17 protein-coding genes are annotated in these 19,962 nt (G+C 69.6%); 8 read left to right on the plus strand and 9 right to left on the minus strand.

All coding sequences use genetic code 11. The features are described from left to right. Positions 1–22: 22 nt before the first annotated feature. Both ACQUS8_RS02335 and ACQUS8_RS02340 read left to right on the plus strand, forming a co-directional pair. Entirely contained in the window at positions 23–4,711 is a 4,689-nt protein-coding gene (locus ACQUS8_RS02335) for a S8 family serine peptidase (RefSeq protein ID WP_435096347.1), read from the plus strand. Positions 4,712–4,800: 89 nt separating this feature from the next. Further along, the gene (locus tag ACQUS8_RS02340; protein WP_435096349.1) at positions 4,801–5,649 is read left to right on the plus strand and encodes a fructosamine kinase family protein; all 849 of its coding nucleotides are present in this window, start codon (positions 4,801–4,803) and stop codon (positions 5,647–5,649) included. A gap of 9 nt (positions 5,650–5,658) precedes the next feature. Here ACQUS8_RS02340 and ACQUS8_RS02345 read toward each other — a convergent pair whose 3' ends face one another. Next, a complete protein-coding gene (locus tag ACQUS8_RS02345) occupies positions 5,659–7,155 on the minus strand; it encodes a TrkH family potassium uptake protein (protein ID WP_435096351.1) in 1,497 nt (498 codons plus the stop codon). Beyond that, positions 7,156–8,490, minus strand: a complete 1,335-nt coding sequence (gene trkA / locus ACQUS8_RS02350; protein WP_435096353.1) for a Trk system potassium transporter TrkA — start codon at positions 8,488–8,490, stop codon at positions 7,156–7,158. Between the two features lie 96 nt (positions 8,491–8,586). On the opposite strand from trkA, the gene ACQUS8_RS02355 reads away from it, so the two are divergent. Then, entirely contained in the window at positions 8,587–8,910 is a 324-nt protein-coding gene (locus ACQUS8_RS02355) for a cupin domain-containing protein (RefSeq protein ID WP_435096355.1), read from the plus strand. Between the two features lie 3 nt (positions 8,911–8,913). Here ACQUS8_RS02355 and ACQUS8_RS02360 read toward each other — a convergent pair whose 3' ends face one another. The 6 genes from ACQUS8_RS02360 to ACQUS8_RS02385 form a co-directional block, all read right to left on the minus strand. Further along, entirely contained in the window at positions 8,914–9,546 is a 633-nt protein-coding gene (locus ACQUS8_RS02360; RefSeq protein WP_435096356.1) for an RNA 2'-phosphotransferase, read from the minus strand. Between the two features lie 40 nt (positions 9,547–9,586). Further along, complete coding sequence (locus ACQUS8_RS02365) at positions 9,587–11,011, minus strand: lamin tail domain-containing protein (RefSeq protein WP_435096357.1); 1,425 nt, start codon at positions 11,009–11,011, stop codon at positions 9,587–9,589. Between the two features lie 47 nt (positions 11,012–11,058). Continuing rightward, a complete protein-coding gene (locus ACQUS8_RS02370) occupies positions 11,059–12,780 on the minus strand; it encodes a flavin monoamine oxidase family protein (protein WP_435096358.1) in 1,722 nt (573 codons plus the stop codon). A 57-nt stretch (positions 12,781–12,837) separates the two neighbouring features. Then, a complete protein-coding gene (locus ACQUS8_RS02375; RefSeq protein WP_435096359.1) occupies positions 12,838–13,641 on the minus strand; it encodes a DUF72 domain-containing protein in 804 nt (267 codons plus the stop codon). A gap of 56 nt (positions 13,642–13,697) precedes the next feature. After that, a complete protein-coding gene (locus tag ACQUS8_RS02380) occupies positions 13,698–13,982 on the minus strand; it encodes a DUF5789 family protein (protein WP_435096360.1) in 285 nt (94 codons plus the stop codon). A 79-nt stretch (positions 13,983–14,061) separates the two neighbouring features. Further along, positions 14,062–14,256, minus strand: coding sequence for a hypothetical protein (locus ACQUS8_RS02385; protein ID WP_435096361.1), 195 nt, complete (start codon positions 14,254–14,256; stop codon positions 14,062–14,064). Between the two features lie 276 nt (positions 14,257–14,532). On the opposite strand from ACQUS8_RS02385, the gene ACQUS8_RS02390 reads away from it, so the two are divergent. Together ACQUS8_RS02390 and ACQUS8_RS02395 are read left to right on the plus strand one after the other, a co-directional pair. Beyond that, entirely contained in the window at positions 14,533–15,732 is a 1,200-nt protein-coding gene (locus tag ACQUS8_RS02390; protein ID WP_435096362.1) for a glycosyltransferase family 2 protein, read from the plus strand. A 90-nt stretch (positions 15,733–15,822) separates the two neighbouring features. Further along, positions 15,823–16,080 (plus strand): PRC-barrel domain-containing protein, encoded by a 258-nt coding sequence (locus tag ACQUS8_RS02395; RefSeq protein ID WP_435096363.1) that lies wholly within the window; start codon positions 15,823–15,825, stop codon positions 16,078–16,080. A gap of 27 nt (positions 16,081–16,107) precedes the next feature. Here the strand turns inward: ACQUS8_RS02395 and ACQUS8_RS02400 are convergent, their stop codons facing one another. Next, positions 16,108–16,293, minus strand: a complete 186-nt coding sequence (locus ACQUS8_RS02400; protein ID WP_435096364.1) for a hypothetical protein — start codon at positions 16,291–16,293, stop codon at positions 16,108–16,110. 160 nt (positions 16,294–16,453) lie between these two features. Between ACQUS8_RS02400 and ACQUS8_RS02405 the strand changes: the two genes are divergently transcribed. Genes ACQUS8_RS02405 through ACQUS8_RS02415 form a run of 3 tightly spaced genes read left to right on the plus strand, consistent with a single transcriptional unit; the run spans position 16,454 to position 19,960 of the window. Continuing rightward, positions 16,454–17,686, plus strand: coding sequence for a halocyanin domain-containing protein (locus ACQUS8_RS02405; RefSeq protein ID WP_435096365.1), 1,233 nt, complete (start codon positions 16,454–16,456; stop codon positions 17,684–17,686). A 4-nt stretch (positions 17,687–17,690) separates the two neighbouring features. Continuing rightward, positions 17,691–18,284, plus strand: coding sequence for a cytochrome c oxidase subunit II (locus tag ACQUS8_RS02410; RefSeq protein WP_435096367.1), 594 nt, complete (start codon positions 17,691–17,693; stop codon positions 18,282–18,284). Further along, entirely contained in the window at positions 18,281–19,960 is a 1,680-nt protein-coding gene (locus ACQUS8_RS02415) for a b(o/a)3-type cytochrome-c oxidase subunit 1 (RefSeq protein ID WP_435096369.1), read from the plus strand. Before ACQUS8_RS02410 ends, ACQUS8_RS02415 begins: the two co-directional genes overlap by 4 nt. Positions 19,961–19,962 lie beyond the last annotated feature (2 nt).

The raw sequence follows: 19,962 nt of genomic DNA on the forward strand, positions 1-19,962 counted from the left end.
TTCGAGTGACAGTTCCTCTAGCATGAATCCTCGTGCATTGGCTGCGCTCGTCGTCGCCGCGCTCGTCGTCGGGAGTGTGGTGGCGCCGGCAGCAGCAACGACGTCACCAACACGAACAGCGCCCGACGTGTCGAGCGCGCCCGCACCGCCGCTCGACGCGCTCCCCGGCAACGTCTCGAACGTCACGGCGACGCCCAGCGGGGCGACCTCCACCGCGGGTACGAACGTGACGTTGCTCACGGGGCAGACGGTCCACGTCACGTCACACAACGGGACGACGCGGTACTACACGGACGCGTCGACGACGACGTACACGGTCAGAACGCCGCGCGGGACGTACGTCGTTCCGGCCGGCGTGGACTTCGAGACGTTCGACCCCTCGCTGTTCAACGTCGACTTGCTTCTCGCGCAGGGCTACGACGACGCGAACAGCACGTCGCTCCCACTCATCGTGAGCGACGCGGACGGCGAGGCGGGACCGCAGCGCTCGACGGCCGGCACGGCGACTACGGACGTTCTCGACTCCGTCGCGGGCGTCACCACGGAGCGTCGGCTCGGCCTCATCGACGCCGCCTCGACGCACGTCGCGAAGGCGAACGCGGGCACCGTCGCCGAGCGCCTCCGCGCGGACGAAGACGTCGGACGGGTCTCGCTCGACGTGAAGTACCACGTGGCGAACGCCGACGCGGACCGCATCGTCGACGGCGAGCGCGCGAAGCGGACGTACAACGTCAGCGGGCGGAACGTCACCGTCGCCGTCATCGACAGCGGCATCGACCAGACACACCCCGACCTGAACGACACCGGGAAAGTCGTCGGCGAGTACGACTTCGTCGAGAACGACACCGACGCGCAGGACCGCATCGGCCACGGGACGCACGTCGCCGCGACCATCGCCGGGGAGGGCGACGTCAACCGCTCACAGGCCGGCATCGCGCCGAACGCGAGCCTGCTCGACCTGCGAGTCTTCGGCACGGGCGGTGCGCCGACGAGTCGCGTCATCGCGGCCGTTCAGCACGCCGTCGAGGACAACCGGACGGACGTCATCTCGATGAGTCTCGGCGGGCCGGCCTACCAGCTCCGCTCGAACGACCCGTACACCGAGGCAATCAACAACGCGACCGCCGCTGGCATCCCGGTCGTCGTCGCCGCGGGGAACAACGGCGAGTACCTCTCCGTCGGGAGCCCGGGCATCGCCGAGAACGCCATCACGGTCGGCGCGACCGACAAGCACGACGCGATGGCCGCGTTCTCCTCACGCGGCCCGACGCCGCGCGGTCACTTCCTGAAGCCGGACGTCGTCGCGCCCGGGGTGAACATCGTGAGCGCGAACGCCTTCTACGAGGAGGGGTCGGCCTACGTCGAGATGAGCGGCACCTCGATGGCGACGCCGGTCACGAGCGGCGTCGTCGCGCTCATGCTCTCGAAGAACGCCGCACTCACGCCGGGCGAGGTGAAGTCGCGGCTCCTCTCCACCGCGGACCCGCTCAACGCGACTGACGCGTACACGCAGGGCGCGGGACGAATCAACGCGACCGACGCCCTCGAGGCCGCGAGCGTGACCACCTCGGACGACCTCGGGCCGGACGTCGTGGTGTCGCCCGGCTCGACGGACTTCGGCCAGTACACCTCGAACACGACGGTGACGCGGACGGTCACGGTGGCGAACTACGGCGAGTCGAACGCGACGCTCGACGTGAACGCGAGCGTCACGAACGTCGTCAACCCCGAGCAGGGCGACGCGTCGGTGTCGCTGAACCGCTCGACGCTCACGCTCGCGTCCGGCGAGCGCGCGGCCCTCGCCGTCACCGTCCAGACGGGGACGGTCGTCGGCGCGTACGCCGGGCGCCTCTCGTTCAACGCGAGCGAGGCGACCGGCGTCTTCGGGTTCGCACGCGCGTACGCGGTGACGATAGAGAAACGCCCGATGGAGAGCACGAACGTCACGGACGACCTCGCGCTCCTCTTCGCGGAGAACGACAGCACGTTCGCCCGGACGGGGCCGGTCGCGGCCCTCGACCGGATGGCGTTCTCCGGCGCGAACGTGACGCGCTACGTCATCGCGAACGGCACCTACAACGCGCTGTCGGTCGGGACCGAGGAGAACACCGGCGAGCCGATCATCACCTCGAAGGAAGTCGTCGTCAACGGCAGTACGACGGTGACGCTCGACGAGGGCGCGACGGTCGCGCGCTCGGCGACCGTCACGAACGCGACGACGACCAACCGCCATCTGCGCGCCACGGCAGTCGAGCGCGGCGCGCCATGGACTTCCCCGTACGGCGACGTCGACACCTACTCGATGTCACACGCGACGGGGGCGGACGGCGTCGGGACGGTCTACGTCAGCCCCGACGCGGACCTGACGCTCCGGACGACCCGACTCCGCAGCAGCACGCCCGGGCCGGGACTCGGGTCGCCGTCGCTCTACTACCTCCAACACTCGGTCACCGGCATCGCCGGGAACGCGACGTGGAACGTGAGCACGGCCGACCTCGTGCGGACCGACCTCACGTACACCCGCGCGGAGGCGAACACGACCTATAACGTCTCGTTCCGCGACGCGTACCGGCGGCCGCTGGCGAACGGATCGCTCGGCGGTCAGCTCGTCCAGTCCGTCTACCGCACGCCGGGGAGCGAGTTGCGGTTCGCCGTGCGCGGCACGAACGGCACGTGGGTGACCGGCACCCGTGCGTTTGGCGTCGCCAACTCGGGGTCGACGACTGAGCGGACGGTCCTCCGCCAGCCGCTCGTCGCGACGTGGGTGCGGTGGAACCTCAGCGGCGGGGACGGCCCCGTCGCCGTCGTCCCGCAGGCCACGCAGGACGCCGACGGCATCGACACGACGTACGCCGACACGGCGAACGACACGGTCACCGTCTGGACGAACGGCACGCGCGTCGCGTCCTACAACACGACCGCCGCGCGCGTCGACGGAACCGTCTCGGTGAACGAGAGCGAGACGGTGGCCGTCCGGACGGACGCGCGCAACGACGGCTTCGCGCAGTCGAGTCGCACCGTCGCGACGTACAACGTGACCTACGCGGCCGAGACGGACAACGTCCCGCCGCAGTTCCTCGCCGTCACGCCCCAGCGCCTCGACGCGACGAGTGAGGCGCCAAACGGCTCGACCGTCGTGACGCTCACCGTCGCGGACCACTCGTCGCTCGCGAACGCGAGCGTGCTGTACGCGACTGGGGGCGCGAGCACCACGCCGTTCGACGGGAACGCGAGCGGCTGGCAGAACGCCATGGTGCTCGACACCACCCGAGACGGCGCGCTGACCCGCTACGCGGTCGCGCTGAACACGACCGGCCACGTCGGGAACGTGAGCGTCGCGGTGAACGCGACGGACGCCGACGGTAACGCGGCGACCCTGACGACCTTTGACGCCTTCGAGGTCCACGACGTCCCGCCGGAACCGCGCTTCCGGCTGAACCGGTCCGGCCCGGTCGAGGCGAACGTGTCGTACGCCTACGACGGCACGGCCTCGTGGGACAACCTCGGAATCGCCACCCAGAGCTGGCAGTTCGGCGACAACACGACCGCGAGCGGGTCCGTCGTCGCGCACACCTACACGGCGCTCGGGAACTACACCCTGAACCACACCGTGGTGGACACGGGCGGCCACGCGGTTTCGAACGAGACGACGGTCCGCGTCGTCGACTCGGCGCCGACGGCGGCGCTCACGGTCTCCTCGTCGTCCCCGGTCGTGGGCGAGTCGGTGACGCTCTCGGCCACCGGGTCGGCGGACCCGCAGGGCGTCACCGCCTACCGCTGGGACGTCGACGGCGACGGGACGGTCGAGCGGACGACGAACGCCTCCACGCCGAGCATCACGCACGCGTACCAGTCGGCGGCGACCTACCAGCCGACGGTGACCGTGGTGGACACGCGCGACCAGCGCGCGAACGCCACGGCCACAGTGACCGTGCAGGCGAAGACGACGACCACGACGACCACCACAACGACGACCAGCAGTAGCGGCGGTGGTGGCTTCACCGGCGGTGGTGGGGGTGGCGGCTTCGTCGGCGGCGGTGGCGGCGGTGCCGACGCGACGACCACCACAACGACGACGCCGACGCGGAACGAGACGACGGTGTCCGTCAACGCGACGACGACCGTGATTTCGACGCCCGTGACGAACGGGACGGCCACCGTCACCCTCCCGAACGAGAGCGCGGAGGGTGGCGTCACTGTCGCCGGCGCGACGATTTCGGTGACGGACACCGTCAGTCGCCTCACCGTCACAGTGAGAGCGCCGAACGCCTCCGCCCCGCGCGGGACGCCGGCGCTCGATGCGGCGGCCGCGGTGAGCTACTTCGGCATCGAGACGGACGCCGCGGACGCCGACGTCCGGGGCGCGACGGTTCGGTTCACCGTCGAGGACCGCACACTCCCGAGCGGCACGGCACCCGAGGACGTCACGCTCTACCGCTACCACGGCGGGACGTGGACTCCGCTCCCGACCGAGCACCGCGGCGGCGGCACTTACGTCGCCTCGACGCCCGGGTTCTCCACGTTCGCCGTCGGCGGGACACCCACGGCAACGACCACGCAGACCGTCGAACCGGTGACCGAGACCACGTCGACGACGGTGTCGACGCCGACCCCGACGACCACCGGAACGACGAGCGGTGGGTCGCCCGGGTTCGGCGTCGCACTCGCGCTCGGTGCGACACTCGCGGCGTTCCTGCTGCGGCGCCGCTGAGCGCCGCGGCCGCGACGCCCACTCTGGCGTCCGACGGGACGGCCGCGACGACGGAATCGTTTTGACCCGTCCGGTGGCTACTGCCACGAGTGTCTGACGCCCTCCACACCCGCGTCGCCCGCGCCCTCGACACCGCCGTCGTCGACTCGATGACGCTCGACGGTGGCGAAATCGGGACGGTCAGCCGCCTCGACCTCGCGGACGGCCGGACGGTCGTCGCGAAGGCGGCCGAGGGCGGGACGCCGCCCGCCGTCGAGGCCCGGATGCTCGCCGACCTCGAACGCGCGGGCCTCCCGGTTCCCACGGTGGTGCACGCGGACGACGACTGCCTCGTCCTCGACTATATCGCGGGCGACGGCGCGTTCGACGAGGCCGCCGAGCGTGACGTCGCCCGCCACCTCGCGCGCCTCCACGACACCACCGCGGCGCGCTACGGCTACCCGACGCCGACGTGGTCGGGCCGCCATCGCCGCACGAACCCTCGCCTCGGTGACTGGCCGACGTTCTTCCGCGAGACGCGCTTACGCCCCATCGCGGCCGACGCGCACGCCGACGGCGTCCTCCCCGACGCCCTCCACGAGCGCGTGTGCACGCTCGCCGACGACGTCGACACGCTCCTGCCGTCGTCCCCGCCGGCGTCGCTCGTCCACGGGGACGCGTGGGCGAACAACGTCGTCGTCCGCGACGGCACCGTGGCGGCGTTCCTTGACCCCGCGTGCGCGTACGTGCATGCGGAGTACGAACTCGCGTACTGTCGCTTCGCCGGCTTCTCCGAGGCGTTCTTCGACGCCTACGAGGCGCATCGAGCCATCGACCCGGGGTTCGCGGAGCGCTCTCACTGCTACGTCCTCGTGCCGCTCCTCGACCACCTCTGGCACTTCGGCGCGGACCGCTACGTCGCGGGCGTCCGCGACGCGCTCGACGCGCTCGGCTACTGACGCGCCGACTCACACCCGCCAGAACTCGCGGGTGAGGAGGACGAGGACGGTCAGGATTTCGAGGCGGCCGAGCACCATGTACGCACAGAGGAGGAGTTTCGACCCGAGCGGGAGGACGAGGTAGTTGTTCATCGGGCCGACGACGTCGACGCCGGGCCCGACGTTGCCGAGGGTGGCGGCGACGGCGCTCATCGCTTCTTGGGTGGTGAGGGTGCCCGCACCCGCGGTGCCGGCGGCGAGGACGGCGAGCGTGCCGACGGCGAAGAGGCCGAGGTAGAGGAGGGTGAAGGCGTGGATGTCCCGGACGGTCGAGTCGTCGACGACTTCGCCGCCGACGCGAATCGAGCGGAGCGCGGCGGGATGGGCGGTGGTGAAGAGCGCGCGCCGCACGGACTTCGCGATGACGACCCAGCGGATGATTTTGACGGCGCTCCCGGTGCTGCCCGCGCTCCCGCCGATGAACATCGCGGCGACGAGGAGCGTCTGAAGGGCGTCGCTCCACGTGTTGAAGTCGACGCTCGCGTAGCCGGTGGTGGTGACGATGGAGACGGCCTGGAAGACGGCGTGGCGCAGACTCCCGAGGAGGGGGTACTGGCCGCCAACGGCGAGCGCGCCGAAGAGGAGGGCGCCGAGCGCGGCGAGGACGCCGAGGTAGACCCGCGTCTCCGGGTCGGCGCGGAGCGAGTCGGTGTCACCGCCGAGCGCCTCCGCGAGGAGCGCGAAGTTCACGCCGGCGACGACCATGAACGGGATGATGACCCACTGGACGGCGGCGGAGAACGCGGCGACCGATTGGGCGGCGGGCGAGAATCCCCCCGTGGCGAGCGTCGAGAAGGCGTGCGAGAGCGCCATGTAGAACGTCATTTTCGGGGCGAGGCCGGCGAGGTGGAGGGCGTAGAGGAGGGCGAGTTCGACGGCGGTGACGAGCGCGTAGACCCGCCAGAGGGTGCGCGCCGTCTCGGTAATCGTCGGCGTGAGCTTGTGGAGTTCGGGGCCGGGCGACTCGGCCTCGACGAGGTGGAACCCCCCGACGGAGAGGCGCTCGAAGAGCGCGACGGCGAGCACGACGATGCCCATCCCGCCGAGCCACTGGGTCTCCTGACGCCAGAGCATGACGGCGCGCGAGTGCGCGGCGAGCGAGACGTCCGCCATTACGGTCGCGCCGGTGGTTGTGAAGCCGCTGACGCTCTCGAAGACGGCGTTCGCGGGCGTCGCGACGGTGCCGTCGCCCGCGAGCACGTAGGGGAGCGCGCCGACGAGGCCGGCGAGCACCCAGACGAGCGAGACGAGCAGGACGGCTTCGCGGCCGCCGAGGTCGCCGTCTTCGCCGACCGCATCAAGGAGGAACGACCCGGTGAGCGCGACGACGGCGGTGACGCTGAACGCGAGGACGTCCGCGCCGGTGAGGAGCGCGACGAACAGCGGCAGGAGGAGACAGCCGGCTATCCACCGGAGGACGGTGGCGGCGTAGCCGAGACTGACGCGCCAGTCGACGCGGACGACCATCTACAGTTGGCCGAGTACGTCGTCGCTCACGTCCGCGGACGCGAACGCGACGACGCGGTCACCTTCCTGGAACTCGACGCTGGGGCGCGGGTCGTGGTAGTCGCCGTCGCGCGTGATGGCGCAGACGACGAGGCTCTCGGGGAGGGTTTCCTCCGCCTCCTTGACGGTGTGTTCGAGGAGCAAACTCCCCTCCTCGACGGCGATTTCGAAGACTTCGGCGACGCCGCGCTCGACGATGGCGACGTTCTCGGCGTGTCGCCCACGAGTGAAGCGCGAGATGGCTTCGGCGGCCTCGGCACGCGGGTGGACGGCGACGTCGACGCCCGCGGCCTCGAAGAGCGTGTCGTACTCGGCGGCGTCGACGATGGTCATGGTGCGGTCGGCGCCCTGTTGGCGCGCGAGCATCGATCCGAGGAGGCCGCGCTGGTCGTCCGCGAAGCCGACGACGACGACGTCCGCGTCGCCGACGTGCTCGCGCTCGAGGAACTCCGGGTCGGTGGCGTCGTGGACGAGAATCGTGGTGTCCGTGAGGTCGTCACGGAGGCGATGGGCGCGGGCCTCGTCCTCGACGACCATCCGGGGCGCCCACCCGCGCGCTTCGAGGTGGGTGGCGACGTGCCGAACTGTCTCGGACCCACCCAAGAGGACGATGTCGTCGACCGAGGAGGCGTACGCCTCGGGGGTGAGGTGCGCCGAGCAGTCCATGACGGCCTCGTGGGTGCCGGCGACGACGAAGCGGTCGCCCGCGGCGAGCGTGGTCGCCTCGGAATCGGTGTGGACGTCACCCTCGCGGAGGACGGCGACGGGGACGAGTTCGTCCGTCCCGAGGCCGGCCATCGGTTCGCCGACGACCGGGCTCTCCGCGTCGAGTTCGAACTCGACGAGGTGGACGACGCCGTTCGAGAACGTCTCGAGGTCGTGGGCCATCGGGAGGTCGACGATGCGGGCGATGGCGTGTGCGGCGCGGAGCCGGGAGTTCACGAGGTAGTTCGCGCCGAACGCGCCGTGGTGTTCGCGCCACGTCCGCACGTAGTTCGGGTTCGTCACCTGCGCGAGCGTGAACGTGTCGCTGACCTCGCTGACGGTGGCGCAGACGGCGAGGTTCGTCTCGTCGTCGTCGGTCGCGCCGATGGCGACGTCCGCGTCCCCGACGCCGGCGTCCGCGAGCACGTCGAGGTCGGTGGCGTCCCCCTCGACGACGAGCGCGTCGAGCGTGCCGCGGACCGCTTCGGCGCGCTCCGCGGCACGCTCGAGGACGACGACGTCGTGGGCATCGGTGAGGCCGCTCGCGACGCTCGTGCCCACCTCGCCGCCGCCGACGATGAGGATGCGCATGGCTCGCTCGCGTGGTTCGCCCAGCGGACGGAAGTGTCTTTTCGCCCCGCGGGCCCGACCGCAAGGATTCTGTCGCTCGTGGCCGAAGCGCCGCGCATGAAGCGGACGCGAGTCGAGTCCGAGCGCTGGTTCGACGTCCTGCTGGAGACCGACGACGCACAGGCCGCAGTGATGACGCTTGAGGCGGGCGAGGTGACGGGCGGCCCGACGAACGTCCACGAGCACAGCGACCAGTGGCTCTACGTCACAGAGGGGTCGGGCGAGGTCGTCGTGGAGGGCGAGACGGTCGCCGTCGAGGCGGGCGACCTGCTCGTCGTCGAGGCCGGCGAAACGCACGAGGTCCGCGCGAGCGAGGCCGAGGCGATGGAGAGTCTCAGCCTCTACGTCCCGCCGCGCGGCGACGCGGGCGTGCGCGACTGAGCGCTAGTCCTCGCGGTCGAGGTATTCGGGCGGCACGCGCGCGACGGTGTAGGTGGCGTCACCGCGCTTCGAGACCGTGTAGCCGGCGTCGCGGAGGCCGGCGGCGTCCACGGCGAACACCACGGGCCCGGTGTCGCCGTCCGTGTGGCGTCGCCCCACCTCGCGGGCGTCCTCGCGCGTTTCCGAGAGGTGGACGTGCTGGCGGCCCATCGGCTTCAGGCCCTCGGCCGCGATGGCGTCGGCGTTCCGCGGCGCGGTGCCGTGGTAGAGGACGTCCGGCGTCGCGTCGGCGGTGGCGTCGAGCGTCACGTCCACCGAATGTCCGTAGGCGGCGCGAACCTGCCCGCCCTCGCGCTCGAAGCGACCTTTCGGGTCGGTGGCGACGACGGCCGCGACGTGCTCGCGGGTCGCCCAGTCGTATTTTCGGTGGACCGCGTCGACGAGGTCGTCGAAGTCGCACCAGCCGGCGTCGTCGAGGCTGATGCCGGCGTCGTCGGGGAAGTGTCTGAGCGCGCCGCTGACGAACTTCGAGAGGCGGGTGCGACGCTCCTCCACGAGGACGGCGTCGCCGCACGCGCCGCAGTCGGGACACGTCTCGCCGTCGAAATAGCCGTGGTCGTCGCAGACGCGGAGCACGCGCGAGGAAAAGGCCGCGCGAAAGGAGTGGCTTGCGGGATTAGCTCCGCGGGTAGCTGTACTGGAGGACGAGTTCGTCGTTCTCGTCGAGGACGCGGACGGTGTCGCCGTCGTTCGCCCAGACAGCAGTGTCGAGCCCCCAGTAGAGGTCGTCCTCGTCGTACTGGCCGGAGCCGGTGCGCAGGCGGAAGCGCGTCCCGGGGTCGAGCGTGAAGCCGTCCGGCATGTGGAACTGCCAGCCTTGGGCGTCCTCGATGGTGTAGCCCGTTATGTCGAGCGTCGAGTCGCCGTCGTTCTTGAACTCGACGTACTCCTTCGTGAGGTGCTGGGCGTCGCCGCCCTGCGGGTCGACGTTGAGGTCGGTGACGACGAGCTGTGGCTGCTCGGTCTCGGCGTTGTTGAACCCGCCGGGCTGGACGGTGTCGCGCCCGCGGAACCACGTGTAGGAGCCCGTCTTCCCGACGAGGTAGCCGTAGGCGGAGTCGAGCGAGAAGTGCGCGCTCTTCGTCTTGTACTGGAGGAAGAGGTTGCCGTCCTTCCGGAAGTACTTCTGGGGGGACGCGCCGTTCTGCCCGGCGAGGTAGTCCTTCGACCCGAACACGACCGAGTAGTTCCCGGGGTCGACGTCGCTCGGCGTGACCCACTCGCTCGCGTCCGCACCCGACGGGGGCGACTTGATGGCGACGGTGAGGTCGGACTTCGCGTAGGGGTCGAACTGGTTCGGGTCGCTCCCCGGCATAATCTCGATGTTCGCGCGCTTCACGGACTTCTTGCCCGTCGACGGTTTGAGTTTCGCGGGCTTCGCCGTCGAGAGGTCGTACGTCGAGACGTTCCCGGGTTCGCCGGAGAGGAAGCGCCACGCGTCGACGCCCTGCAGGGTCTTCGGCGTAATCTTCACCGTCTGGGCGTCATCGACCCCCCAGAACGCACCCCCATCGGTCTTCCCGGCGTCCCACTGCCACGTGACCTTCGCGTTACCGTTCTCCCACGCCTCGAAGTCGTCGTCGACACTCACCGGGTCGTCGCGCACCGCCCACTCGCCCTTCGAGCGCGAGAGCCCCGACACCTTCAGGGCGGCTGTCCCGCCGTGGTCCACGGAGCGGCTCCCGTGGAGGAAGACGAGCGACGACCCGACCGGGCCCTCGTAGACGAACATTCGGGACGCCGCGGGGTCACTCGTGACGTCCACGAGTGGGTTCGCGGACGCTCCGGACGTCTGGTAGTTGTAGAACTGCTTGACGTTCTGCCCCTGATAGGAGAGCGGGTTCACCTCCCAGCGGAGGTAGCCCTGCTGGAGGATGTAGGACTGCTCGGACGAGTCGTTCGTGCTGCTGCTCGTCGAGAGGTACGCGCCCGCGCTCCCGAGGGCGAGCACGCTCGCGCCGCCGAGTGCGAACTCCCGGCGGGAAAGCGAGGACGATGAGCCCGCCTCGGTCTCCGCCGCGGCGTCGGACTCCTCAGACATACGACGAATTTGTCCGCCACGACTGAAAAGACGACTGGCCAGACGAATTACCACCCGAGGTAGTAATCGGAATCGAGCCATGGCGGGCGTGCGAGGCCGAACGACTCCTGGAGCGCCTTCTCCGCCGTGCAGAACGCGCCCTCGACCCAGCCCTGCCGGCCCGAGTAGGCCGAGCCGACGACGTGGACGGCCTCCGCGGGGTCGGGGTCGCGCATGAAGCGCATCGCGTCGCGAATCGAGACGTCGGGCTTCCAGTGGTTGTAGCCGCCGCCGTACGGCGGGTCACCCCAGTTCTTGTAGTAGGCCGCGTAGGGGTCGGGAACGTCGGCGTCGTGGAGTTCGCGCACCTGTGCCATCGCCACTTCGACCATCCGCTCGGGCGCTTCGGTGGCTCGGAGTTCGTCGTCGGTCTCGCCGCTCTCGGTCTCGCGGTCGCCCGCGCCGTCGGCGGCGAGGTCCGACCAGAACGTCACGGCGCGCTCGTCGTCGTAGCTCGCGAGGAAGAGCGAGCGCTCGTCGCCCGCGTTCGTCCCGAAGTAGTAGCATTGGCGTATCGGGAGGTCGGTGACGCTCGCGCCGGCGTGCGCGCCGAGTTCGCGCTCCCACCACGGATCCTCGAACGCCATCAGGAGCTTCAGCGCCGGCTGGGCGAACACCGACTCGAGGTGTCGCTGGACGGCTGGGTCGTCGAAGAAGAAGTTGTACTGGTCGAGGTCCTCGAGCGCGCCGCGCGGGAGCGCGAGGACGACGCGGTCCGCCGTCACCGTCCCCTGCCCGCCGTCGTGCTCGACGTCGAGCGCGTAGCGTCGCGGGCCGGCGGGCGTTCGTCGGAACGACCGGAGGGCGTTCTCGGTCCGAATCGTCCCGCCGGCGTCGAGGTAGGCGTCCGCGAGCGCGTACGGCAGGCGGTCGAAGCCCCGGGCGAGGGTCTTGAAGTCGGGGTCGCCCGCGAAGTCCGCCGCGACGTCCGCCATCGCCTGCGCGGCGTTCCAGTTCGCCGTCAGCGCGTAGTAGCCCATCGCGTCCGTGAGGAACTCGTAGCCCTCGTGGCCGAGTCGGTCCTCCAGAATCGCCCACATCCCCATCTCCTGTACGGGGAGGCCCTCGTAGGGTCCCGCGAACTCGTAGGTGAGCTCCCGCTTCACCTCGTTCCATTCGCGCCGCGAGAGGTCGATGTGGTGCTCGTAGCGACTCTCCCGCTCGATGGAGTCGCCGTACTGCTCGACGAACCACGGGTCAGCGGCGAGGACGTCGTAGATGACCTTCCGGAAGAGCTGGCCGGGGCTGAACCCCCGATGCTCGTTGTCGAGGTGGTAGCGCGTCTCGAACGTCTCGCCCGCCACCTGAGCGTCCCGCCACGCGTCCGCGCGGAAGCGCTGGCCGCGGAGATACCGCAGGTGGTGCTCGGGCTCGCCGAGCGGGAAGTCCACGACGTCGAGATCACCCGAAAAAACGTCCGCGGTGAGCGCGTCGACGATGCGGTGGGCGTCCGGCTCGAAGCGCATCCCGCCGAGTTCGCCCTCGGCGTCGAGGCCCGGCGGCCGGATGGAGTCGAGGCGGCCGCCGACGCGTGCGGACTGCTCGAGGACCGTAACGTCGTCGGGGCCGTAAGGTGACGCCTTAGCCGTCACGAGGCGCCACGCCGTATAGAGGCCACCCGGCCCGGCGCCGACGACGGCGACGTCGACGTCGCTGCCGGCCGCCGGCTCGGGCGTCAGTCGCGCCCGGACGCGCGCTCGGAGGTCAGAGTCAGCCGTCGCGTCGCTCATCGGGGGGACACCTCGCTCGCGTGCATACGGGAGGCCTCGGCCGGCGGCCCTTTCAGCCTACTCGCCGGCGGCCGCGTCGAGGCGCTCGCGGAGGCCCTGTGCGTTGTCGAACTTCGCGTAGTTGTTGAACATCGCGTACACCGTCTCATACTCCTCGCCGAGCGTCTCCACGCGCGCCGCGAGGTCGTCCAACTCGGCGTCGCTGTAGTCGTAGTCGTAGTCGTACGGGTCGTCGTTCAGCCCGTGGAAGCGGACGTACGCGACGTCCCGTCCCGTCGAAACGGGGAAGCGCCGCCCGAGGTCGGTAACGTGCGCGAGGTCGAGCTCGGCACAGAGGTCAGCGACGGTGTCGAGGTTCGCCTTCCAGTCGCCGCGCGGCTCCCACGCGAGCGTCAGGCCGTCGCGCCCGATCTCGTCGATAAAGGTCCGGAGGTTCTCGGCGTGCTCCTCGGTGTCGTCGAAGCCCGCGGGCGTCTGCAGGAGGACGACGTCGGCCTCGAGCGCCTCGGCACGGGCTTTCGTCGCCGCCCACGCCTCGAACACCGTCTCCGTCGGGCGAAAGTACCCCTTCGTGCCCTCAGGTTCGGCGTCGCGGTGGCTGTTCCACGTCGGACTCCGCGAGGGGTGCGTGATTGCCTGCCACGCCTTCAGCGCGACCGTGAAGTCGGCGTCACCACCAGTGGCCTCGCGGCGCCAGCGCTCCGCGGTCGACACCTGTGGGAGTTCGTAGAAGGGCTGGTTCAACTCGACGGCCGGGAAGTCGGCCGCGTACGCCTGTAGCTTGCTCTCGTAGGCCTCCTGCCAGTCCGCACCCGGGTCGTAGCCGGTGTAGCCACAGGTGCCGATTTCGTACGTCGCCATCACGGAAACGCGTCACACGGAGGGTTCAACGGCCTTCGGGCCGCGCCCCGCGCGCCTCAGAAGGAAACGGGTTCCGGGCCGTCGACGCCCATCGGGGTGGGGTCGCGGTCCGAGTAGCCGACGCGCCCGACGGCGTCCTGCCCGACGGCGCCGATGACCGCGTGCACGGCCGCCGTCGAGTCCGCGAACTCGTCCTCGCCTGTGCGTTCGAGGACGTCACCCAGTCGTTCCTCGCCGTTCGGGTGCTCGATACGCACCTCGCCGTACGCCTCACGGAGGTCCGCCGTGGTCGCCGGGTAGGTCGTGTCTTCGAGCAGGTCGGTCGCCGTTCGGAGCGTCATTACAACCCGATCTATCGTGAACGACCATTATGAATGTGTCGAGAGGAGCGTTACCACGGACCGTAGTCCGGCGTGGCAGTCAGTTAGTAACCCGGTAGACGTCGCGGGCCTCCAGCTGACTGCGGTTGATACCGATTTCGAGGCCGGACTCCAGTTCGAAGACCGCGTCCCAATCGCTCCCGAACGCCGACCAGTCGATCCGTCGGAACGTCAGCGACTCCTCGTGGCCCGGCACGTCGTACTCCGCGCCTTCGGTGAACGTCTGTGGCTGCATCACACTTCTCGACAAAATATAACTAGACAATGAAGGTTTCGCTCCGGTGACCTGACGGTGACGGCTTCGGTGCCCGGGACGGCGGTCGGTCACGGCCCCGCACGCGAGTCGACATCGCGGAGCGACTGAGGGTCCGTCTTCCGCAACTGTTCTGCGTGAGACAGCATTCGTGAAACGACTATTCCGTTAAATCGGACTAATTCGGCCAAATTCGGGCGCTAGACGAGGCGACGGCTGTCACGGTTGAAGGGTGTGAAGCCCCATGGGGGAAACGAGATGAAGACTGAACGAGTCACGCTCACCGGGGTCGGCGCGCTCCTGGCGCTCGCCGCCGTCGCCGTCGTCGTCCCGTCGGTGACGCTCGGGCTGGTCGCGTGGGAGCGGGTGTTCGAACTCCTGTTGTGGACGACGACCGGGTTGTTCACCGCGACGGCGCTCACGTGGGTCGTCCTGACGTACGTCGTCGGCGCGGGCTACGAGTCGCCCGTGCCCGAGCACGGGCCTGACGACATCCACGTACGCATCCTCACCGTCGACGCCGAGGACGTCGTCCAGGAGACGGTCGACACGCTCCCGGACGAGTTCGACGACGTCCACGTCATCGCCGAGGAGCCAATCGACGTCGCGGGTGCGGCCGTCCACGCCGTTCCGGACGACTTCTCGTGTGACGCCGTCCGGAAGGGCCGCGCCATCGAGTGGGCGCGCCGCACGCTCGGCACCGACCGCGAGTTCGTCCTATATCTCGACGAGGACAGCCGCGTCGCCTCCTTCGAGGGCCTCCCGGACGCCGACGTCGTCCAGCTCCGCGAGCGCCCGCGCCGCACCGGCTCGCTCCTCTCCTACCTCGCCGACGTCTACCGGATGGGCGTCCAGATCGAGCAGCGCGCGTTCGCCCGCCTCTCCATCCCGCTCTTCGCGTGGGGTGGCGGCATCGCCGTCCGGACGGCGGTCGAGGACGAGGTGACGTGGGACCGCGAGACGCTCGTCGAGGACACCGCGTTCGTCTGGGAGGCCGCCCGTCGTCTCGACTCGTTCAGCTTCGAACTCGCGACGGCCGTCTGCCACAACGAAGCGCCCCCGACGCTCACCGACATCGTCCAGCAGCGTCGGCGCTGGGCCGCCGGGAACGTCGAGGCCTCGCTCGAACTCCCGAGTGGCTATCAGGCGCTCGTCCGCGTCCGCAACTACGCGTGGGCGCTCTCCCCCATCGTCACGCTCCTCGTCGTCCCGCTCGCCGTCCTCGGCGTCGGTATCGGCGCGACCGGCCTTTTCGGCCTCCTCTCGCTCGCCCTCGGTGCGCTCACTGTCTTCTGGTATCTGCGCGGCGTCGCCTACTACGGCGGCGAGCAGTATTCGTGGCTCCTCGCGGCGCCGCTCGCGCCCGTCATCACCGTCGTTCACTCCCTCGGCACCATCGTCGGCATCCTCAATCCGCCCGGCGAGTTCCGCGTCACCACCAAGGTCGGTGGGAACTGAGGCAGGCCGTGCCGGTGTCGACTCTCACCCACCGCCGCTCGCGGCCGAGCGAGTCCCACATTTATTAGCGAAGAGACAGGTACTCGCGGTATGGATTCGGTCCTCGCATCCACCCTCCACGACTGCGACGTGATGACGACCGACGGCCGGCGACTCGGAACGTTCGACCGTATCACCGTCGAGCCGGAGACGGGCGCGCTCGCGTACCTCTACGTCGACCCCGACGGCGAGGAGACCGGCGGCTTCGACCGCGGCGAAAGTGGCGACCTGCGCGTGCCCGCCGAGTGCGTCGACGCGAAGCGGGACTACCTCCTCGTCGAGCCACAGCGCACGCCCTCCGGGGATTGAGAGTGCCTATCGCCCGGAAACTCCCTGTCAGGCGTGGTCCGCCGTCGATTGCTCGTCGGGGAGGAAGAAGCGGTAGAGCATCCCGGCGATGAGCGCGACGTTGACGAACGTGAGCACGACGACGAGATCGGTGTTCACCGCGAAGTAGACGGCGGCGGGGAGCACCGCGAGCAGCGCGAGCGCCGCGAGCCACTGGAGTGGAACGTCTGCCATACGCGGCGGTAGTTTCGGGAGTAGATAGGGCCTATCGGCCGTTCCCAGCGGGTGGGAACGCTGGAGTCCGATAAGTGGGTGCTCACCCGATGGGCGAGTATGCACGCGTTGCGACCCGTGGTGGGTGTGACGACAGCGAGCAGTGGGTCGACCCCGGCCCGTGAGTACGGTGTCTGAGCGGCGGTACAGCCGCCGGCGCTTCCTCCGGGACGCGTCGGCGGCCACGCTGGCACTCGGCGCGGGCGCCGGCGTCGGGGCCGGCGCGTCACAGTACGACGGCTGGTTCACCGACTCCGCGAAGGGCGGGACGACGTCGAACTACGACGGGACGACCGTCGACAAGACCGGTCAGGACTCCGTCACTATCGAGGTCGGTGCGGAGGGGAACGGTGGCCCGTACGCGTACGCGCCGCCGGCCGTCAGAATCTCGCCGGGCACCGAGGTGACGTTTAAATGGGTCTCGAACACCCACGATATACAGGTGGAGGCCAAGCCCTCCGGTTCGAGCTGGGGGGGCGTCACCTCCATCAAGAACGAGGGGTTCACGCACTCACACACGTTCGAGACGGCGGGAACCTTCCTCTACTACTGCACGCCCCATCTCTCGATGGGGATGAAGGGCGCCATCGTCGTCGGGAGCGGCGGCGGTGGCGGTGCGAGCCCCGAGTGGGGCGACTGGTTCACCGACTCCGCTCGGGGCGGCGCCGTCGGCAACTACGACGGATCGACCGTCGACAAGACCGGCCAGGACTCCGTCACCGTCGAAGTCGGCGCGGAGGGGAACGGCGGGACGTACGCCTACGCGCCACCAGCGGTGAAAATCTCGCCGGGCACTGAGGTGACGTTCAAGTGGGTCTCGAACACTCACGACATTCAGGTCGAGTCGAAACCCGCCGGCTCGAGTTGGGGGGGCGTCACCTCCATCAAGAACGAGGGGTTCACGCACTCACACACGTTCGAGACGAGCGGCACCTACCTCTACTACTGTACACCCCACCTGTCGGCGGGCATGAAGGCCGGCATCTTCGTCACCGGCAACGCCGGCGGCGGTGGCGGCGGTGGTGGCGGCCTCGTCCCCGACCTCAACTGGGGGAACGTCGCGTGGATGGCCGGTCCCGCGTTCGTCACCGCGACGGCCAGCGTCGCCTACCTCCTCTGGGACTACAACCGCGCCGGCGCGTTCGACGACCTGTTCGAGCGCGGCGAGCGCGAAACCCCACCGGAGACCGTTGAGGCACCGCCCACGACGCCCGAGCGCGAGATCGCGCACGACGACTACGACCCGTGGGGGACGGCGGCGCTGCTCGCCGTCTACTTCGTCATCATCTCGCTCGCGTGGGCGTTGATGTACTTCGTCGAATTCCTCGGAACCGGCCCGCACATCTTCGGCTAACACAATGGAGATACATCGCCTCGAGAAGATCTGGCTCGCCGTATCGCTCGTCCTCATCGTCGGACTCATCGCCTCGATCGTCTACGGCGTCGCCGGCGCCGGCGTCGGCACCGTCGGCGACACCGGACAGACCGTCGACCCGTCGTCGCTCGACGGGACGGCGTTCGCCGACCCCGGCGGCCACTGGGCGGGTGAGGACCACTACGTCGTCCACGTCGTTGCCCGACAGTTCCTCTTCCAGCCGGGCACCCAGGAGCCGATTACGGTGCCCGCGAACACCACCGTGACGTTCTACGTCACGAGCCCCGACGTCGTCCACGGCTTCGACGTCGTCGGCACGCAGCTGAACGCCATGGTCATCCCCGGACAGGTCACGAAATTCACCACCGAGTTCGACGAGCCGAAGACCTACGGCATCGTCTGCCACGAGTACTGCGGCGCCGGCCACCAGAGCATGGCCGGCCAGCTCGTCGTCGTGCCCGCGGACGAACTGCCGCGTAACGCCACCAGCGCGAACGCGACCAGTACGAACGCCACGGCGACGAACGGCACCGGGAACACGAGCGCGGCCGTCGCCGCGCCGGAGGTGGTCGCATGAGCTACGTTGATGACTTCCCCGGCGAGGCGCGCGTCGTCCGCACGGCGTTCGCCATCGCGTTCGCGTCCATCGGCGTCGGGGGTGCGCTCGGCGTCCTGCAGGCGCTCTTCCGCACGGGCGTCAATCGGTCGCTGTTCTCCGCGGTCGACTACTACTCGATTCTGACCGCACACGGCGTGCTGATGGCGCTCGTCTTCACGACGTTCTTCATCGTCGGCCTGTTCACGTGGGGCGTCACGCGGAGCCTCGACACCGGTTTCCGCGACCTGCGCTTCACGTGGGGGTGGCTCGGCCTCATGACGGCCGGCACCCTCCTGTCGTTCCTCACCATCCTCGGCGGTATCGTCGGCTTCATCCCGACGCACGCCGCCGTCCTCTACACGTTCTACGCGCCCCTGGAGGCGAGCCCGACCTTCTACCTCGGCCTCGCGCTCCTCATCGTCGGCTCGTGGGGCGCGGGCGTCGACTACGTCCGCGCGCTCCTCGACTGGCGCGCCGACCACCCGGACGAGCGCATCCCGCTCCAGACGTTCATGGCGGTCTCGACGATGCTCCTCTGGGTCGTCTGCACGCTCGGCGTCGCCGTCGAGGTCGTGTTCTTCCTCCTGCCGTGGTCGCTCGGGCTCATCCCCCGCGTCGACCCGCTGCTCACCCGGACGCTCTTCTGGTATTTCGGGCACGCCGTCGTCTACTTCTGGCTCCTGCCCGCGTACTTCGTCTGGTACACGGTCTTCCCGAAACTCTCCGGCGGGCGGCTCTTCAGCGACCCGCTCGCACGCGTCGTCTTCGTGCTCTTCCTCGTGCTGAGCACGCCAGTCGGCGTCCACCATCAATACGGCGACCCCGGGCTCTCGCAGGGCCTGAAGTTCGTGCAGATGACGAGCACGTACTTCATCCTCCTGCCGAGCCTCCTCACCGCGTTCACCGTCGTCGCGAGCATGGAGCACGGCGCTCGCCAGCGCGGCGGCACCGGGCTCGTCGGCTGGCTCCGCGCGCTCCCGTGGGAGAACCCGTCCTTCTCGGGCATCGCGCTCGCCGGCCTCGCGTTCGCCGCGAGCGGTTTTGGCGGGATGGTCAACGCCGGGCTGAACGTCAACGCCCTCGTCCACAACACGATGTGGGTGCCTGGCCACTTCCACCTCACCGTCGGCACCGCGGTCGCGCTCACCTTCATGGCCATCACCTACTGGCTGCTCCCGCAGCTCACCGGCAAGCGCCTGCGCCTGCGGACGCTCGCCGCCATTCAACCATACCTCTGGTTCGTCGGCATGGTCTTCATGTCGAACGCGATGCACCGCGTCGGCCTCGCGGGCGTCCCGCGGCGTACCTCCGAGCCACAGTACGAGCAGGTGGTCTTCAACACCCCCATCGCGACGATGGGCGAGATGCACCTGCAGACGGTCGGCGGGGCGTTCATCCTGTTCGCCTCGCTGCTATGCTTCCTCGCCGTCGTCGTCGCGACGTGGCTCGGCGAGCGCGGCGCGGAACCGCTCGCCGTCAACGGCCACATCCCCGAGGCCCTCTCCGGCCCCGAGCACAGCCCGCGCATCCTTGATGACTTCCGCGTCTGGGTCGCGCTCACCGTCCTCCTGTTGCTCATCGCCTACGGCCCGCCACTCGCCGCGATGGTTCAGAACGGCCTGTTCGCACCCGGAAGCGCCCCCATCCCTGCCTAACC

Origin of the sequence: Halarchaeum sp. P4 (assembly GCF_051195175.1) — an archaeon.
In the GTDB taxonomy this organism is placed as follows: Archaea; Halobacteriota; Halobacteria; order Halobacteriales; family Halobacteriaceae; genus Halarchaeum.

Bases quoted from the DNA above. Each gene is read 5' to 3' on its own strand.
- ACQUS8_RS02335 (WP_435096347.1), top strand. From the start codon at position 23: ATGAATCCTCGTGCATTGGCTGCGCTCGTCGTCGCCGCGCTCGTCGTC.
- ACQUS8_RS02345 (WP_435096351.1), bottom strand. From the start codon at position 7,155: ATGGTCGTCCGCGTCGACTGGCGCGTCAGTCTCGGCTACGCCGCCACC.
- trkA (WP_435096353.1), bottom strand. From the start codon at position 8,490: ATGCGCATCCTCATCGTCGGCGGCGGCGAGGTGGGCACGAGCGTCGCG.
- ACQUS8_RS02355 (WP_435096355.1), top strand. From the start codon at position 8,587: ATGAAGCGGACGCGAGTCGAGTCCGAGCGCTGGTTCGACGTCCTGCTG.
- ACQUS8_RS02365 (WP_435096357.1), bottom strand. From the start codon at position 11,011: ATGTCTGAGGAGTCCGACGCCGCGGCGGAGACCGAGGCGGGCTCATCG.
- ACQUS8_RS02370 (WP_435096358.1), bottom strand. From the start codon at position 12,780: ATGAGCGACGCGACGGCTGACTCTGACCTCCGAGCGCGCGTCCGGGCG.
- ACQUS8_RS02375 (WP_435096359.1), bottom strand. From the start codon at position 13,641: ATGGCGACGTACGAAATCGGCACCTGTGGCTACACCGGCTACGACCCG.
- ACQUS8_RS02380 (WP_435096360.1), bottom strand. From the start codon at position 13,982: ATGACGCTCCGAACGGCGACCGACCTGCTCGAAGACACGACCTACCCG.
- ACQUS8_RS02385 (WP_435096361.1), bottom strand. From the start codon at position 14,256: ATGCAGCCACAGACGTTCACCGAAGGCGCGGAGTACGACGTGCCGGGC.
- ACQUS8_RS02390 (WP_435096362.1), top strand. From the start codon at position 14,533: ATGAAGACTGAACGAGTCACGCTCACCGGGGTCGGCGCGCTCCTGGCG.
- ACQUS8_RS02395 (WP_435096363.1), top strand. From the start codon at position 15,823: ATGGATTCGGTCCTCGCATCCACCCTCCACGACTGCGACGTGATGACG.
- ACQUS8_RS02400 (WP_435096364.1), bottom strand. From the start codon at position 16,293: ATGGCAGACGTTCCACTCCAGTGGCTCGCGGCGCTCGCGCTGCTCGCG.
- ACQUS8_RS02410 (WP_435096367.1), top strand. From the start codon at position 17,691: ATGGAGATACATCGCCTCGAGAAGATCTGGCTCGCCGTATCGCTCGTC.
- ACQUS8_RS02415 (WP_435096369.1), top strand. From the start codon at position 18,281: ATGAGCTACGTTGATGACTTCCCCGGCGAGGCGCGCGTCGTCCGCACG.